Raw genomic sequence first — 16,727 nt, 5'->3', positions numbered from 1 at the left:
AGCTTTCAAAATTGTCCCGATCTTGTGGTTATGCCAAGATAAGAAAAAAGGGGGATGCTTCATGAATCAAGTCATCGAAACACTACTGAACCACCGCTCTGTCCGCTCGTTCACGGACGAGACGTTGACCGACGAACAAATCCGGCTCATCGTCGAGAGCGCCCAGCGCGCGTCGACGTCGAGCTTTATCCAAGCCTATTCCATCATCGGGGTGACCGACCCGGAGAAGAAAGCACGTCTGGCCGAAATCGCCGGCAACCAGCAATACGTCATCGACAACGGTCACTTCTTCGTCTTCTGCGCCGACCTATATCGACACGAGTTGATTGGAGAACTGCGGGAGGCCGAAGTGAATGCGACGCTCGAGACGGACGAGAAGTTGCTTGTCGCGGTCATCGATGCCGCGCTCGCGTCGCAAAATGCCGTCGTGGCCGCCGAATCGATGGGCCTCGGCATTTGTTACATCGGTGGGATTCGCAATGATATGTTCGCTGTGAAGGAACTGCTCGGTCTGCCGGAGCGGGTATTGCCGCTCTTCGGACTTGCCGTCGGTGTACCGGAGCACGTCGAAGGTCAAAAACCGCGCCTCCCGCTCGAGCATATTTATCACGAGAACACATACGTCGCAGACGCCGAGCAACTGAAACAAGAACTCGATGCATATGATGCGACGATTCACGACTACTACGCGGCCCGTGGGTCGAACCAACGAAGCGATACGTGGACCGGACAAATGGGACGGATGTTATCGAAACCGACCCGGCTCGACGTAAAAGACTTCTTGAAGACTCAAGGTTATTCAAAGCAAAATTAAGAACCGCTCAGGCGGTTTTTAATTTGGGGACGCTGTCTAAACAGAAGGGGGCAATCACGATAAAAGGAATCAAACCTTTATTGATTTGTACGTTGATTATTTCAATCATATTGATTGTGTTTACATCTCTTGAATTTCTAATCTTGAAAATACTCGGTCTACAATATGAATCGTTGTGGAGTCTGCTCCTCTTCTTCCTCGTATACGGACTGTCAGAGATCCCGATTAACTTGTTTCTGTCGGCTTTATTGAAGGCGTTGACGACTCTCAATGTCATCCAATCACATACAGGGATGTTAGCTTTGTTCCTTCACATCATGAGTACATTCATCATTGTTAACATCATTGACCGATTGATGACGTCTGTGTCGATTTCTCAACTGGGGATCAGTCTGTTCTCGCTTGTCACAGGTCTAGTAGGGTGGTTATCTATTCAACAAGATCCTGATCCTCCAAAACGAGGTTCAAAAGAATTTGAAGCTTACGAAAAAAGATGAGTAGAATTACCGGCGAGACAAATAAAGGAGCGGCTTTTCTCAATCGAGAGAAAACCGCTCCTTTATTTTCAATTTGTCTGAGCATCGAGCCAGGCGTGGTCAATGGCGCCGAATTGCTTGGCGACGATGACTCCATTTTCATCGAGGACGTACGTCGTCGGCATCGCCTGAATCCGATACGCATCCCCGACGATTCCTTCTTCGTCATAGACGACTTCGAACGCATCTTCATACGGGGCGACGAACGATTCGGCATCAGCGACATCCCGTTCGCTCGTCGTCGTATTGACGGCGACGATGGTCACATCGTCTTGTTCACGGGCAAACTTGGCCATGTCAGGCATCTCGGCCCGACACGGTGGGCACCACGACGCCCAGAAGTTGACGACGATCCGTTCGCCGCGCAACTCACTCAAGTTGAACGTCGTCCCATCCGTCCGCTTCAATTCGAAGTTCGGTGGCACTTGACCAATGTTCAAACCGGTCTGAGACGAACCGGCTTCGAGTCGTGGTGTCTCGTCTGGTAGGCTGGCGTTGATGATGGCGAGCACGACGATGAGACCGAGTCCGTATTGAAGGGTCTTCTGGGACGGTCGCGCCACGTAGGCGGCGACGGCGATTAGAAGGAAGAACGGAATGACCCACCACAACTCGAACGTACCGGTGACGATTGACCCGATCAACCAAATCGAAAATGCACCGACCCCCGTCCAGAGCAGTGCTCCGAGCGTCGGTGTCCGCATCCAGCGCCACGTCGCGATAAGCAGTAAGACGATGAGGGCGGCCATATAGAGATGGAGCGGTTGCGATGAAGAAAGCAGCGGGAGCGTCCCATATTTCGGGACGACGAGCGTCATCGCAAACCAAAGGAACAAGGCCGAGAACAACCAATAGCCACGAAGGCTAGGCGAGAGCCGGTAGACGAAAAATGCAATCACACCAGCGGCGATCAGGATTGACCACGTGCCCCCGGTCGCATAAAGGGATAAGGCCAAACTACCCGTCGACGCGAGACCGAGGACGATTGCACTTCCTTTCCACGCGAGGAAACCGGCGAACCATGTGCCGAGGACGGCGTCGCGGTCTTTTTCCGATAAGCCGATTTTTTTAAAACCGATGTAGAGAATGAGCAGGCTGACCATCATAGCCAGTAAATCGAGTCGAACGTTCAATGGACCGATCGCAATCACACAATCCCTCCTAGAGAAAAAGCGCCCAGACGAGTGGGCGCTTTCTTTGTTTGTAGTATAGCATTAGCCGATTTGTTCTGCATTGAGGACAGTCTTCATCGCACCGTAGCCACCGAGGATGTTTTGGATATCCTTGTAGCCGAGTGATTGAAGCACGCTCGCGGCCATCCGTGAACGGACGCCTGACGCACAGTGAACGGCGATCGTTTGGTCTGTCGGGAGACCTTCGTGGTCGCGCGCCAACTTACCGAGTAGGATGCGCTCTGCTTTCTCATAGTGGCTCGCGTTCCATTCCGTCGCATTCCGGACGTCGAGGACGAAGACGTCACCTTTTTCAGCTGATTCAATCGCTTGTTCCGCTGTCACGTCCGTGTACGTTTCCGTCAAGAGTTCTTGATCGAGCTCTTCGACTGGGACGATGAAGCGGAGACGGTCGAGACCGATTGATTGAAGATCCGTCTGCACTTGTTCGACGTCTTCCGCGCTCGCGATGAGCGTGATGTCTTTGTCGAAGTTGACGAGCCAGCCGGCCCATGAGACGAATTTCGTGTTGTATGGGATGTTGATGGTGCCAGGGACGTGTCCTTTGGCGAATTCTTCCCCTGTACGTGTATCGACGACTTGTGTCTCGTCGACGAGCGTGTCGAGGCGGTCCGTACCGACGACTTCCGGACGAGCGATCATGTTCGTCACTTGAATGCCTTCTTTGTTTACTTTCTTCATCATTGCGAAGTAGTTCGGCGGTTCTGGTTGATCCGTCGTCAACTCTTTGATGAACGCATCTTGATCAGTCATTTGAAGTGCCCAGTTCGTCGCTTTCTCGTAACCGACTGTCGATGTCGGGATGGCGCCGAGTGCTTTCCCACAGGCACTGCCGGCACCGTGGCCCGGCCAGACTTGAACGAAGTCAGGAAGAGCTTTGAACTTCTTGAGCGAGTTGAACATTTGCTCGGCACCGATGGCTGTCGTTCCTTTTACGCCGGCTGCTTCTTCGAGCAGGTCAGGACGACCGATGTCGCCGACGAAGACGAAGTCGCCTGTGAAGATGCCCATCGGTTGTGTTTGGTTCCGGTCGTAGAGCAAGAACGAGATGTGTTCTGGCGTGTGACCTGGTGTATGCATGACTTCGAGTGTGACGTTACCGACTTTGAACGTGTCGCCATCTTTGACGAGTTTTGAATCGATGTCTTTCGCGAACGCATATTTCCATGACGCGTCACCTTCGTCTGAGAGATAAGCTGTTGAACCGGTGCGTTTCGCAAGCTCGAGTGAACCTGATACGAAGTCGGCGTGGATGTGAGTCTCAGCCGTCGCGACGATTTTCATGCCTTCTTTTTCAGCTTCCTGAAGATACGGTGTGATGTTACGGGCCGGGTCGATGACGACGGCTTCGCCGGTCATTTGGCAACCGACCATATAAGATGCTTGTGCTAATTTTTGATCATAGAAATAACGTAATAACATGTGGAATACCCCCTAAGAATAGTTGACTGTAAACGACTGTGTTTTTTTAACTGTATATATAGAAGATTGTTAGACCGTTTCACCTGTCCAGCACATCATGCCGCCATCGACGTTGACGCCATCGAAGCCGAGTGAGTCGAGGTAAGCCGAAGCGTTCATGCTTCGTCCGCCTGCCGCACAGATGACGTGAATCGGTTTCGAACGATCGAGCTCATCGACTTTCGCACCGAATTCAGAGAGTGGGACGTTTTTCGCTTGCTTGATGTGGCCACCTGCAAATTCGTCTGTCTCTCGAACATCAATCAAGTTAAGCGTCTCATCAGATTGAAGCAACTTTTCTAGTTCAGTAGTCGAAATGGTTTTCATGAGTGATAAATCTCCTTTGTGATTCAAGAATTTTTGAAGTGAGTTTCTTTCGTTGTTTTTAATATACCCCCTGAGGTATACTGAATGCAAGAAAAAGAATCGGAGGTCGAAAATTGAAGAAAAACATGATGATTGTATCGATTTTAGTGCTAGCGACGGTCGGAATCGTTCTTTTTACGTCAGATGAGAGTGAAATTACAAAAATCGACGTCGAAACACTACAAAACAGATTGGAAAACGAAGAAATAACCTTGTTAGACGTCCGAGAAGTGGATGAATACGAGGGGGGGCATATTGAAGGAGCGGTGAACGCACCACTTTCATCATTAAATGCAACCGAATTACCTTATCCGAAAGATGAACCGATTTATGTCATCTGCCAGAGCGGAAATCGAAGTGCTCAAGCGGCACAGCTGTTGCAAGAACGTGGCTACACGGAAATTTATGATATCTCAGGCGGCATGATTGCTTGGGAACAACAATAAAACTTACTTATATAGAGGGTAGGGAATTGGAGGAGTTAATATGGAATTTGGATTTATTATCACCATCTTTTTGATCGGCTTTATCGGGTCGTTCATTTCGGGGATGGTCGGGATTGGCGGATCGATTATTAAATATCCGATGCTGTTGTACATTCCACCGCTTCTCGGCTTCGCAGCGTTCAGCGCCCATGAAGTATCGGGAATCAGCGCGATTCAAGTTTTCTTCGCGACAATCGGTGGGATTTACGCATACCGGAAAGGCGGCTACTTGAACAAGCAGCTCATCCTGTATATGGGTGTCGCCGTGTTGATCGGGAGTTTCATCGGCGGCTACGGCTCGACGCTCTTGTCTGAGAACTTGATTAACGTCGTCTACGCCGTGCTCGCGACGATTGCGACAATCATGATGTTCTTACCGAAAAAGAACGTCGAGGACGTCCCGCTCGACCAAGTCACATTCAATAAAGTGATTGCAGCGAGTTCGGCGTTCGTCGTCGGGGTGGCCGCGGGAATCGTCGGGGCGGCAGGCGCGTTCATTTTGATGCCGATTATGCTCGTCGTGCTCCGGATTCCGACGAAGATGGCGATCGCGAGTTCGCTCGCCATCACGTTCATCTCGTCAATCGGCTCGACAGCAGGGAAAATCATCACCGACCAAATTGTGTGGGAACCTGCCGTCATCATGATTATCGCCAGTTTGATCGCCGCACCGCTCGGCGCGAACGTCGGTAAAAACATGAAGACGAAATCACTGCAGATGATTTTAGCGTTACTCATTTTAGCGAGTACAGTAAAAATTTGGATGGATATCATCGGGTGAGCGAATCACTCGTAATCGGCTACCGAGGCGACTCGGTAGTCTTTTTTTCGTAAACATTGCAATCGGATTGTTAAGTTTGTGTATAGTTGTAAACGTCAATTAGTTGAATTGAGTTCAAGGGAACGTTAAAATATAGCTTATACGTCTAAAAAGAAAATGAATCTTTAACTTGAATTCCATATAAGGAGTGTTTACATGAATCCCATGAATCAATCGAAAGGAAGGATGGACCGCTTCCGCCAGACGGCGCTCGACTCGTTCAAGACACACCGTCTGTTTTGGATGTTCACCATCCTGTTATGGACGAAGTCGCTGATCGCGTATCAGTTCTTCTTCAATATGCCGGCCGAGAACGCGGTCCAGGCATTCATCCTCATCATCAACCCGCTCAGTTTCACGTTGTTCCTGTTCGCTTTCAGCTTCTTCTTTGGGGGGAATAAGCGGAAGTGGGCACTGTACAGTCTGTACCTCGTCTCCTCGCTCATCTTGTTCGCGGATACGACGTACTATCGTGAGTTCACAGACTTCTTGACCGTACCGGTCTTGTTCCAGTCGTCGAACATGGAGACGCTCTCGTCTTCATTCCTGTCGCTTCTCGAATGGAAAGACTTGCTCCTATTAGGGGACCTCGTTGTGCTTCCATTCCTACTATGGAAGATGAACGAGACGAGCCAGGCATCGCAACGCCGCGTCTTAATCACGTTCGGTGCGGCCGCGGCCTTGTTCGGGTTCAACCTCGTCCTCGCCGAAACGGAGCGTCCAGAACTGTTGACGCGCTCGTTCGACCGAGAGCTGTTGGTTAAAAACTTAGGAACGTTCAACTTCCACGTCTACGACGCCATGCTCCAAACGAAGACGTCGGCCCAGAAGGCGCTCGCAGACGGTTCTGAACTGGATGAAGTCGAGAATTTCACACGTCAGAACTATGCGGCTCCGGACCCGGAGATGTTCGGGAAGTATAAAGGCAAGAACGTGGTCGTTGTCTCGTTCGAGTCGGCCCAAAACTTCACGCACAACATGAAAGCGTCGAACGGCGAGTACATCACGCCGAACTTGAACAAACTGATCGAAGAGTCCCACTACTGGCCGAACTATTACCATACGACCGGCCAAGGGAAGACGTCAGATGCCGAGTTCGCACTCGATAACTCGCTTTACGGCCTCTCACGTGGAGGAGTCTACTTCACGAACGCCGACAACGAATATAACGCGTTACCAGAAGTCATCAAAGATGACAACTATTACTCGGCCGTGTTCCACGCCAACAACAAATCGTTCTGGAACCGCGACCAGATGTATCAAAACATCGGCGTCGACAAGTTCTTTGACGAAGCCAGCTATGACCTCGGAAACCCCGAGGATATGACGGAGTGGGGTCTACTCGATGATGAGTTCTTCCGCCAATCGGTACCGATGCTCGAAGAGCTTCCGGAACCGTTCTACGCGAAGTTCATCACGCTCACGAACCACTTCCCGTATACGATGCCGAGTGAAAAGCACGAGCTCGTCCCGAAATTCGAGACGAACTCGACGACACTCAACAACTTCCCGCAAGCGCTCGCTTACCAGGATTATGCCCTCGGCTTGTTCATCGATGAGTTGAAGGCGAACGGCATGTGGGACGACACGATTTTCGTCGTCTACGGTGACCATTACGGGATCTCGACGAACCATAATGACGCGATGGCCGACTTGCTCGGCAAAGACGAGTTGACGCCATACGATGTGGCTAAACTTCAAGCGGTTCCGTTCGCGATCCACTTACCGGGCCAAGACAAGGGTGAAGTGCACGAGACAATCGGAAGTCACGTCGACATGAACCCGACGATTCAGCACTTGCTCGGAATCGATACGTCTGAACAGGTCGGATTCGGGAATGACTTGTTCTCGAAAGAGCATTATGACCGCGCCATCTTCCGTGATGGAACGGTCGTGACGCAAGACCATCTGTTCACGCAGTCGATGTGTTATGACGCCAAGACTGGCGAAGTCGCTGAAGATGGTGCAGCATGTACGCCACTTGAAGAAGAAGCGAATAAAATCCTTGAGATGAACGACCAGCTCATCTATTCGGATTTACTTCGCTTCAAGCAAGACCAATAACGAGGAGAGGAAAGGTTGGAGACAATCTTTTCTCTTTTTTTGTGGTCGTGGCGTGCTAGGAAGACTAAGATGAAAGCACAGTAGCTTTCCAAAGGAGAATTTATGACATTAGATTATACGGGAGAACGGGTCATCCCAGATCGCATGGACCCGCTGAACGGCTTGTTGCTCGAACATATCGCCCGTTACCATTTCGCCTTGTTATACATGAACGGACGCGTCCTCGATTTTGCGAGTGGGAGTGGATATGGCAGTCAATTGATTGCGAAGAACTTGAAAGGGATCGTGACCGAGGTCGTCGCTGTCGACTTGTCAGAAGAGGCGACACGTTATGCGAAAGGGCGTTATCACCATCCGAACGTCAACTATATCGTCGGCGATGTCGTCGACCGGACGTTGCCGGACAAACTGGGGACGTTCGATTGCATCGTCAGCTTCGAGACGATTGAACATGTCACCGACTATGAGGCGTTCATGGCGAACGTGTGGGACTTATTGAAGCCAGGCGGAATCTTGGTGTTGTCGACACCGTTCGGTCAAGGCGTTGGGCAACCGACGAATGAGCCCTTCCATGCCCATCAGTTCACTGAGGCCGAGTTTGAGGAATTATTTACGGCCTTCACATCGACCGAGTTCTATTACCAGCGAGGCGTGCTCGTCGAACCGAAGCGGGGGACGCGTCATTATCCAATCGGCATCACCGTCGCGGTCAAATAAAAAATCCCGATGAACGAGGTCATCGGGTAATGAAATAGTATAACAGGCCGAGCGCCAAAAATGAGACCGGGAACAAGACGATATACGTCCACGACACCATTGACCAGCTTTTCTTTTGATTGTAGTCTGATTTGTCTTTCCCGAGTCCGACCATGATCGTAAAAATGAGGGCAAGCACGCAAACGAGTAACGATAATCCAATTGTGAGATACATGTTGTCACATCCTTCATTGTTTCTTCATATATCAAGCATAGCTGAAAACAAAACGAAAAAGCCTCTGAAATGTTGGGATTCTGTGTCCAACAATCAGAGGCTTTTATCACACCTGGGTATCTTTTATATACGTGTCGGCATCATCGGTCGAAATGCCGAGCGCCTCGTGGATGACGGTCAAGGCGCTGTCGTTGCGCTTGTCCGTCTCGGCGGCGACACAGTCGCGCGGGACGTGGAGCTCATACTCGCGCATATAGCCGTCGTTCGCCGAGAACAAGATACAGATGTCCGAGGCGACACCGGTCAGGACGAGCGATGTGACCTCAAGTTGACGCAACAAGATATCGAGCTGCGTCCCGTAAAACGTCGAGTGCCTTGGTTTGATGATGAAATACTCTTTGTCTTCCGGTGCAATCCGTTTTGCGATAGAGCTGCCTTTCGACGACTCGACGTGACGGATGATATCCTCGGTGCTGTCTTTCCACTGACCGAAGTTGTCGTTGCAATAGATGACCGGCCAATCGTTCGCCTTAAAATGCCGCTTCAGTTTTAATATCGGGTCGACAATTGGCTCCGTGTTTCGAAGTAGGTCCTCCCCGCCGACAAAGTCGAAATCATTGAACATGTCGATGATGAGTAACGCCGTCTTTGACATCGTGGTCCCTCCATTCAAAATGAGTCTCACATTATGAAGTACCACTCTGCCGACTGCGTTAATCGTCATTCAGCGAACGTTTTGCTTCGGAATACGAATGCTGTGATGATATAGAACGCGACGATATGAATCAACACATAGAACGCCGAGAACCAAATCGTTACGTCCATTGTTTCCATGAAGCCAGGGCTCTGGTAATAAATCGACAGGTCCGTATGCAAGAAGACGATCCATTTGGCAATGTCCGGCTTCCAAGCGATGAGGAGTCCGCCAATCATCGTCGAAACGAAGTTCGCGAGCACGGTGAAACCAATGACGACGCCAACGGACTTGAAGACGACCGAGAACATGAGCGTCAAGAAGATGACGAACACGCCGCTCGAGACACTAAGTAAGACGTTGCGGAACTGCTCGAACGTCAATGCTCCGTCGAGCGTCCAGGCGAAGCCATACGTGACGGCAAGGATGAACACGAATTGGACGAGCATGATCAAGAGCGCGGCGACAAGTTTCGAGAGTAAAATCCGGTCACGCGAGTACGGGCTCATGAGCAAGTGCTTCAACGTATCAAATTTCAACTCATTTCCAATCATCTCGGCTGTGAACACGATTGTGAAAATACCGAGGAACGTCATGGCGGCCATCGTCGCATAGTTGACGAATGTTTCCGCGTCACCTGGATTGTCGCCGCTCCGGACGATGAAGTACGTCAAGATGATAATCCCGGTATACATGCCGAGCGCGATCAACGGTTTAATCGTGCGCCGCCACTTCATAAATTCATTGGCTAGTAATGAACGCATTGTTCGTGCCTCCTTCTTTCTTCGTCACTTTCAAGAACTGCTCCTCAAGTGTCTCGTGTTTCATGCCGATTTGATAGACCGCGATGTCGCGACCGACAAGATGTTTCAACAAGTGCGGGATATCCGTTTCCGGACGTGGGACGATGAACGTCTCGGCCGATTGTTGAATGATTTTCACGTCATCGAACGCGAGTGCGACGACATCGAGCGCCTCGTTCATTTGTTTGCGGTCGACTTTACAGAGGATGACGCTCTCCGTCTTCGCTTCGCCGTCACCTTGAATCGATTTGATTTGTCCTTGGTCGATGATGGCGAACCGATCGGTGATCAGTTCCATCTCGCTCAATAAATGACTTGAGATGAGGATGGCGATGCCGCGATGGTCGGCTAAATGCCGTAAGTAGTTACGCAAATCGGCGATTCCGGCCGGGTCGAGCCCGTTCGTCGGTTCGTCGAGAATCAAGACTTTCGGGTTATGGAGTAGGGCACGGGCAATCCCGAGGCGCTGTTTCATCCCGAGCGAGTATTGTTTCACTTTCATATCAAGTTTCGTCTCGAGTCCGACGAGGGCGCCGAGGGCGTTCAAATCGACTTTCTTTAGGCCGGGAATCAAGTTCATCGCGTGAATCAAGTTCTCGCGGCCCGTCAAATATGGATAGAAGGCCGGGTTCTCGACGATGGCTCCGATGCGACTGAGCGCTTGTTGGCGATCTGTTGAGACGTCGAACCCGTCGACAGTCACAGTTCCGTGTGTCGCCGGCATGAGTCCGGTGATGATGCGGATCGTCGTCGTCTTCCCGGCGCCGTTCGGTCCAAGGAATCCGAAGATTTCTCCAGGGGTGACGTCAAAACTGACGTTTGTCAGGACGTTCGTCTGCCCCATTTTCTTGTGTACGTTTTGTACGGATAACATAAGGTCACCTTGCTTTCGTTGAGAGTATTTTCCAACTGGATTACCGTACTATACGGGGCAGATTGAAACAAGGTTTCACCTATTTTTGAAATTGTTGAAACAAACGCATGATTTCACAATTTGTTGATAAGGAAAACTTATTGAAATAGTATGGACGAATTGTGAATTTGAAAGGGTCTTTCCATATGGAAAGGTGTAGTATGGAGAGGAGAGAAAGAGGCAAGATTTGGCTCTTTTTGCAGGACGAATCAGAAGGATGAACTGCTTCGTGCTTAATGTTAAAATGAAAGCGTTCACACATCGGGCGCACAGGAACGGATAGGGGGATTTATTCAATGGGAGAGTCGTCGAACGGTCGCGAAGAAGTGCAAGCATTTTATGGTCCAAACTTAGGCTATATCGTTGAATTGTACGAGCAGTATGTGGAAGACCCAGAATCAGTCGATGCGGAGACGCGTCAATACTTTGACGAACACGGGGCACCGGAAACGAGCGCACCTGTCGCGCCGGCTGCATCGTTTGATTTAGAGAAAGTCGTGGCAGCGACACGGTTGGTCAATGATATCCGGGCACTCGGCCATAAAGCGGCCGACATCTATCCGCTCAAAGACCACCCGCGCGAGCACGGCTTATTTGCGTTTGACCGCTACGGGTTGAGTGAAGCGGACCTCGAGCAAGTACCGGCTCACTTGTTGTCGGAAGACGTGCCGAAGCCGGGTGCGAACGCGCTCGAGCTCGTTCGTCACTTGCTTGACGTCTATACAGGACCGGTCGCCATCGAGCTCCGTCACTTGGATGACATGGAAGAGAAGCGTTGGATTCGCCGCCGCATCGAGCAGGGCGCATTGAAAGCGAAATACTCGAAGAACGAGAAAATCGAGTTGTTCCAACGTCTAGCGGAAACAGAGTTGTTCGAGTCGTTCCTTCATAAGACATACGTCGGACAAAAACGCTTCTCAATCGAAGGGCTCGACGCGATGGTGCCGCTCCTTGACGCGATGGTCGGCGGCCTCATCTCGAGCGGGTCAGAACATATCAACATCGGGATGGCCCACCGTGGACGCTTGAACGTGCTCGCGCACGTGCTCGGCAAACCGTATGAGATGATTTTCGCTGAGTTCCAGCACGCTCCGAATAAAGAATTGATTCCGTCGGAAGGATCGATCGGCATCAACTTCGGTTGGTCCGGCGACGTGAAATATCACCTCGGTCTCGACCGCAGAGTGTTAGAAGAGAAGAAAGAGGTCCGCTTGAACCTCGCCAACAACCCGAGTCACCTCGAGTTCGTCGGTTCGGTCGTCGAAGGGTATACGCGCGCCGCGCAAGACGACCGCTCTGAAAAAGGGATGGCCGTCCAACATGACGACAAGGCGGCATCAATCTTGATTCACGGGGACGCCGCGTTCCCAGGTCAAGGCATCGTCGCCGAGACGCTCAACATGACGAACTTGAATGGTTATCGTACAGCCGGGACGGTCCACGTCATCGCCAACAACACGATTGGCTTCACGACCGACCCGAGCGACTCGCGCTCGACACGTTATGCGAGTGATATCGCCAAAGGCTATGAGATTCCGGTGTTCCACGTCAATGCGGACGATCCGGAAGCGTGTGTCGCTGTCGCTAAACTGTGCAGCGAGTATCGCGCCAAGTTCCATAAAGACATTCTCGTCGACTTGGTCGGCTACCGCCGCTACGGTCATAACGAGATGGATGAGCCGATGAACACGAACCCAGTGCTCTATAAGGCCATCAAAGAACACAAATCGGTCCGTCATGTCTATGCCGACGTGCTCGAAGCGGAAGGCGTCATGTCGAAAGAAGACAAAGCGACGATCGAGCAATCGATTGAAGATCGTCTCAAATCGGCCCGTGACCTCGTCCCGGCCGAAGAAGAAGATGCCGACATCATCTTGCCGGAAGCGGTCCACAAAGGCTTCCCGTTCGTTGAGACAGGTGTCGAACGTGACGTGCTCCAGCAATTGAATGACGAATTGCTCGTCTGGCCGGAAGGCTTCGGCGTGTTCCATAAGCTGCAAAAAGTGCTCGACCGTCGCCGTGACGCGTTCGCGGACAACGGGAAAGTCGACTGGGGCCATGCCGAAACGCTCGCTTACGCCTCGATCATCTCGGACGGCACACCAATCCGTTTGAGCGGACAAGATTCGGAGCGCGGTACGTTCGCGCAACGTAACATCATGTTGAACGATGTCGAGACGGGCAAGAAGTTCTCGCCGCTCCACCACTTGTCGACGGCGAACGCCTCGTTCTCGGTCCACAACAGCCCGCTCTCAGAAGGATCGGTGCTCGGTTTCGAATACGGCTATAACGTCTTCGCCCAAGACACGCTCGTGCTTTGGGAAGCCCAGTACGGCGACTTCGCCAACTCGGCCCAGGTCATGTTCGACCAGTTCATCTCGGCCGGTCGAGCCAAATGGGGACAGAAGTCAGGTCTCGTCATGCTGTTGCCACACGGTTATGAAGGCCAAGGGCCAGAGCACTCGAGCGCCCGCATGGAGCGTTACTTGACGCTCGCTGGAGAGAAAAACTGGACGGTCGCGAATTTGTCGACGGCCGCGCAGTACTTCCACATCTTGCGTCGTCAGGCGAAGATGCTCGGCACGGAACAAATCCGTCCGATGATCATCATGACACCGAAGAGCCTGCTCCGTCATCCGCTTGCAGCCTCATCGGTCGATGAACTGTCAGACAATAACTTCCGTCCGATCATCGAACAAGTTGGTCTCGGTGAGAATCCGGAGCAAGTCGAACGTCTCGTCTTCTGTTCAGGGAAGATGGCAATCGATTTGCAAGAAGCGACGATGAAGTCAGAGGAGTCACTCGACTTCCTGCACATCATCCGCGTCGAAGAAATCTATCCGTTCCCGGTCCGTGAGATCCGTGAATTGATCAGCCGCTATCCGAACGCGAAAGAGATCGTCTGGGTCCAAGAAGAGCCGAAGAACATGGGGGCATGGACGTACATCGAGCCTCGTCTCGAAGCGGTCACATCGAACCGTCTGAACGTCCGCTACGTCGGCCGTCGCCGCCGTTCGAGCCCGGCTGAAGGGAATCCGACAGCCCATAAACAAGAGCAAGCACGCATCATCCGTGAAGCCATCTCACGTGACGCCGTCTCGGCTGCTGCCGGCACGAGCACATACCAAAAAGATCGTAAATAAGTTAAGGGGGAACTCATTGTGATCGAAATCAAAGTACCGGAATTAGCAGAGTCCATTACGGAAGGAACGGTCGCGTCATGGCTTAAACAGCCAGGCGACCACGTCGAAAAAGGGGAAGCCATCGTCGAACTCGAGACAGACAAAGTCAACATCGAGGTGCCGGCCGATGAGTCGGGTACGCTCGACGAGCAATTGGCGGCCGAAGGGGACACGGTCCAAGTCGGACAAGTGATCGCTCGCCTCAGCTCAGGTACTGGTGGCGGCACGGCTGTCGCGACGAAGACAAAAACGGAAGCGGCGACAGAAACTGCTCCAGCACCAGCCGAGACGAAAGTCGAAGCGGTCGGAGAAGCGAAGAAAGTCGAGCGCCGTGAAGAACACGTCGCGAGCCCAGGCAAAGGACCGATCGCGACACCGGCGGCCCGCAAATTGGCTCGTGAGAAAGGCATCGATTTGTCAGCCATCCAAACGAACGACCCGATTGGCCGCATTAACGTCCATGACGTGACGAGCCACGAGTCGAAACCGGCACCGACGCCACAAGCACCGAAAGCTCCGGCAGCGGCACCGCAACCAGCAGCGAGCGGCAAAGACGAAGAGCGCATCAAAATGACGCGCCGTCGTCAAACGATTGCCAACCGTCTCGTCGAAGTGCAACAGACGGCAGCGATGCTGACGACGTTCAACGAAATCGATATGTCGGCTGTCATGGCGCTCCGCAAACGTCGCCAAGAGAAGTTCATCAAAGACAATGACGTCAAACTCGGTTTCATGTCGTTCTTCACGAAGGCGGCCGTTGCGGCACTCAAACGGATGCCGTACTTGAACGCTGAGATTCAAGGCAACGAGATTGTCTTGAAAAAATACTATGATATCGGTATCGCCGTGTCGGCTCCGGACGGCCTCGTCGTCCCGGTCGTCCGCGAAGCGGATCGCAAGAACTTCGGTGAAATCGAGAAAGACATCTTGCACCTCGCCGATAAAGCGCGCAATAACAAGCTCGGGTTGAGCGACCTCACAGGTGGAACGTTCACGATCACGAACGGTGGCGTCTTCGGCTCACTCTTGTCGACACCGATCTTGAACGGCCCACAAGTCGCGATTCTCGGGATGCACTCGATTCAACTCCGCCCAATCGCTATCGACGCGGAAACGATGGAGAACCGCCCGATGATGTACGTGGCGCTCTCGTATGACCACCGCATCGTCGATGGTCGTGAGGCCGTGACATTCCTCAAGCACATTAAAGACATGATTGAAGATCCAGAACAATTGTTGTTCGAAGCGTAATACAAGAAGGTCCATGCCGATGATATGCTCCCCAATAGGTAGACAGATGAAATAACAAATCTGTTTATTCTATTGGGGAGTGTTTTTTATGGCGAGAAGTCGACATTCAATCGAACAGAAACTGAGTGCACTACGGATGATGGAAGAAGAAACATATACGTGGAAGGAAATCGAGGAGGCTCATCACGTCTCTGAACATACCCTCCGGGTGTGGAAAGTGAAATTCGAGACCGGCGGAATCGACGCCTTGAAGGAGTCGAGGATATGGAAACTGTACACAAAGGAGCAGAAAATAGCGGCCGTGCGTGACTATCTCGACGGGGTCACCATGGTGGAAGTCCTCTCCAGATATCAAATCAGTAGTCGTTCGGTTCTATATCGGTGGATCAAGAAGTATACTAGTCATAGCGAGTTAACAGATTCGAGAAAAGGGAGGGATCGAGCTATGACAAAAGGGAGAAAGACCACATTCGAAGAACGCATGAAAATCGTTAGGTATTGCCTGGACAATGGACGGAACTATCAACGGACTGCCGAGATATTCGCCGTATCGTACCACCAGGTCTACGGCTGGACGAAAAAATATGACGCCGACGGCGTGCACGGGCTAGAGGACCGGCGCGGACGGACGAAGCAAGAAGAGGAACTGACCAACGAGGAGAAGCTCGAACGTCGCATCCAACAGATCGAGCGGGAGAACGAGCGCCTGCGGGCCGAGAACCTGTTCCTAAAAAAGTTAGAGGAGATCGAGAGGAGAGGTTGATCAGCCAAATCCGGCTACAATTACGTTACATGGCGATCGAGGAAATGTCGACGACCGATACGTTCCCGGTCGTGCTCCTGTGTGAAATCGCGCAGGTCTCACGGGCCGCCTACTATAAATGGTTGAAGCGTACCGTCTCGGTACGCGAGGAGGAGAACCTAAGCCTATTAGAGGACATCCGCCTCCTCTACGATCAGGTGAACGGGACCTACGGTTATCGACGGATCACCATGACGGTCAACCGGAGACGACGTCAGCATGGCCTGCCGGCATACAACGAGAAGCGTATCTATCGTCTTATGCGTATCCATGAGATACGTTCGGTCATCCGCCAGAAGCGAAAACGGTACAAAAAGTCATCCCCGCAGCATGTGGCCGAGAACCTGATGAACCGAGAATTCAGCGCGTCCCGACCGGACGAGAAGTGGTGCACCGACGTCACCGAGTTCAA

The 16,727-nt window shown here is 51.9% G+C and carries 15 protein-coding genes and 1 pseudogene; 9 read left to right on the top strand and 7 right to left on the bottom strand.

The window, feature by feature from the left end; genetic code table 11:
* Positions 1-61 precede the first annotated feature (61 nt).
* Complete coding sequence (gene nfsA, locus KNP71_RS08170) at positions 62-814, top strand: oxygen-insensitive NADPH nitroreductase (RefSeq protein WP_029595930.1); 753 nt, start codon at positions 62-64, stop codon at positions 812-814.
* A complete protein-coding gene (locus KNP71_RS16020; protein ID WP_353048942.1) occupies positions 721-1,311 on the top strand; it encodes a YrvL family regulatory protein in 591 nt (196 codons plus the stop codon). Before nfsA ends, KNP71_RS16020 begins: the two co-directional genes overlap by 94 nt.
* Positions 1,312-1,379: 68 nt before the next feature.
* Here KNP71_RS16020 and KNP71_RS08160 read toward each other — a convergent pair whose 3' ends face one another.
* The 3 genes from KNP71_RS08160 to KNP71_RS08150 all read right to left on the bottom strand — a co-directional run bounded on the left by KNP71_RS08160 (position 1,380) and on the right by KNP71_RS08150 (position 4,331).
* Complete coding sequence (locus tag KNP71_RS08160) at positions 1,380-2,501, bottom strand: TlpA disulfide reductase family protein (RefSeq protein WP_131472299.1); 1,122 nt, start codon at positions 2,499-2,501, stop codon at positions 1,380-1,382.
* Positions 2,502-2,564: 63 nt separating this feature from the next.
* Entirely contained in the window at positions 2,565-3,965 is a 1,401-nt protein-coding gene (locus KNP71_RS08155; protein WP_131472301.1) for an MBL fold metallo-hydrolase, read from the bottom strand.
* A 69-nt stretch (positions 3,966-4,034) separates the two neighbouring features.
* On the bottom strand, positions 4,035-4,331 hold the full coding sequence (locus tag KNP71_RS08150; RefSeq protein ID WP_214755701.1) for a rhodanese-like domain-containing protein: 297 nt from the start codon (positions 4,329-4,331) through the stop codon (positions 4,035-4,037).
* 113 nt (positions 4,332-4,444) lie between these two features.
* On the opposite strand from KNP71_RS08150, the gene KNP71_RS08145 reads away from it, so the two are divergent.
* The 4 genes from KNP71_RS08145 to KNP71_RS08130 all read left to right on the top strand — a co-directional run bounded on the left by KNP71_RS08145 (position 4,445) and on the right by KNP71_RS08130 (position 8,456).
* Positions 4,445-4,816, top strand: a complete 372-nt coding sequence (locus KNP71_RS08145) for a rhodanese-like domain-containing protein (protein WP_251132783.1) — start codon at positions 4,445-4,447, stop codon at positions 4,814-4,816.
* Positions 4,817-4,856: 40 nt separating this feature from the next.
* The gene (locus KNP71_RS08140; protein ID WP_029595924.1) at positions 4,857-5,636 is read left to right on the top strand and encodes a sulfite exporter TauE/SafE family protein; all 780 of its coding nucleotides are present in this window, start codon (positions 4,857-4,859) and stop codon (positions 5,634-5,636) included.
* Positions 5,637-5,831: 195 nt separating this feature from the next.
* Complete coding sequence (locus KNP71_RS08135; protein WP_131472305.1) at positions 5,832-7,739, top strand: LTA synthase family protein; 1,908 nt, start codon at positions 5,832-5,834, stop codon at positions 7,737-7,739.
* A gap of 102 nt (positions 7,740-7,841) precedes the next feature.
* Entirely contained in the window at positions 7,842-8,456 is a 615-nt protein-coding gene (locus KNP71_RS08130; RefSeq protein ID WP_029595922.1) for a class I SAM-dependent methyltransferase, read from the top strand.
* A 19-nt stretch (positions 8,457-8,475) separates the two neighbouring features.
* Here KNP71_RS08130 and KNP71_RS08125 read toward each other — a convergent pair whose 3' ends face one another.
* From KNP71_RS08125 to KNP71_RS08110, 4 genes are all read right to left on the bottom strand, one after another.
* Entirely contained in the window at positions 8,476-8,670 is a 195-nt protein-coding gene (locus KNP71_RS08125) for a hypothetical protein (RefSeq protein ID WP_021066752.1), read from the bottom strand.
* Positions 8,671-8,776: 106 nt separating this feature from the next.
* The gene (locus tag KNP71_RS08120) at positions 8,777-9,325 is read right to left on the bottom strand and encodes a cysteine hydrolase family protein (RefSeq protein WP_035385683.1); all 549 of its coding nucleotides are present in this window, start codon (positions 9,323-9,325) and stop codon (positions 8,777-8,779) included.
* A gap of 65 nt (positions 9,326-9,390) precedes the next feature.
* Positions 9,391-10,128 (bottom strand): ABC transporter permease, encoded by a 738-nt coding sequence (locus KNP71_RS08115; protein ID WP_021066754.1) that lies wholly within the window; start codon positions 10,126-10,128, stop codon positions 9,391-9,393.
* Positions 10,106-11,041, bottom strand: coding sequence for an ABC transporter ATP-binding protein (locus tag KNP71_RS08110; RefSeq protein WP_214830435.1), 936 nt, complete (start codon positions 11,039-11,041; stop codon positions 10,106-10,108). The genes KNP71_RS08115 and KNP71_RS08110 overlap by 23 nt, the downstream gene beginning before the upstream one ends.
* Before the next feature lie 335 nt (positions 11,042-11,376).
* Here KNP71_RS08110 and KNP71_RS08105 point away from each other — a divergent pair, with 335 nt between their 5' ends.
* The 3 genes and pseudogenes from KNP71_RS08105 to KNP71_RS08095 all read left to right on the top strand — a co-directional run.
* A complete protein-coding gene (locus tag KNP71_RS08105) occupies positions 11,377-14,223 on the top strand; it encodes a 2-oxoglutarate dehydrogenase E1 component (protein ID WP_131472309.1) in 2,847 nt (948 codons plus the stop codon).
* 18 nt (positions 14,224-14,241) lie between these two features.
* Positions 14,242-15,513 carry a 2-oxoglutarate dehydrogenase complex dihydrolipoyllysine-residue succinyltransferase gene (odhB, locus tag KNP71_RS08100; RefSeq protein ID WP_021066757.1) on the top strand — a complete coding sequence of 424 codons (1,272 nt, stop codon included), beginning with the start codon at positions 14,242-14,244 and terminating at the stop codon, positions 15,511-15,513.
* An 88-nt stretch (positions 15,514-15,601) separates the two neighbouring features.
* Positions 15,602-16,727: pseudogene (locus KNP71_RS08095) on the top strand (IS3 family transposase); the annotation flags it as partial.

The sequence above is a fragment of the Exiguobacterium sp. s56 genome, assembly GCF_018618255.1.
GTDB classification, from domain to species: domain Bacteria; phylum Bacillota; class Bacilli; order Exiguobacteriales; family Exiguobacteriaceae; genus Exiguobacterium; species Exiguobacterium chiriqhucha.
Note: the sequence above shows the minus strand (reverse complement) of the source record. Positions and strands in the feature narration are given on the sequence as shown.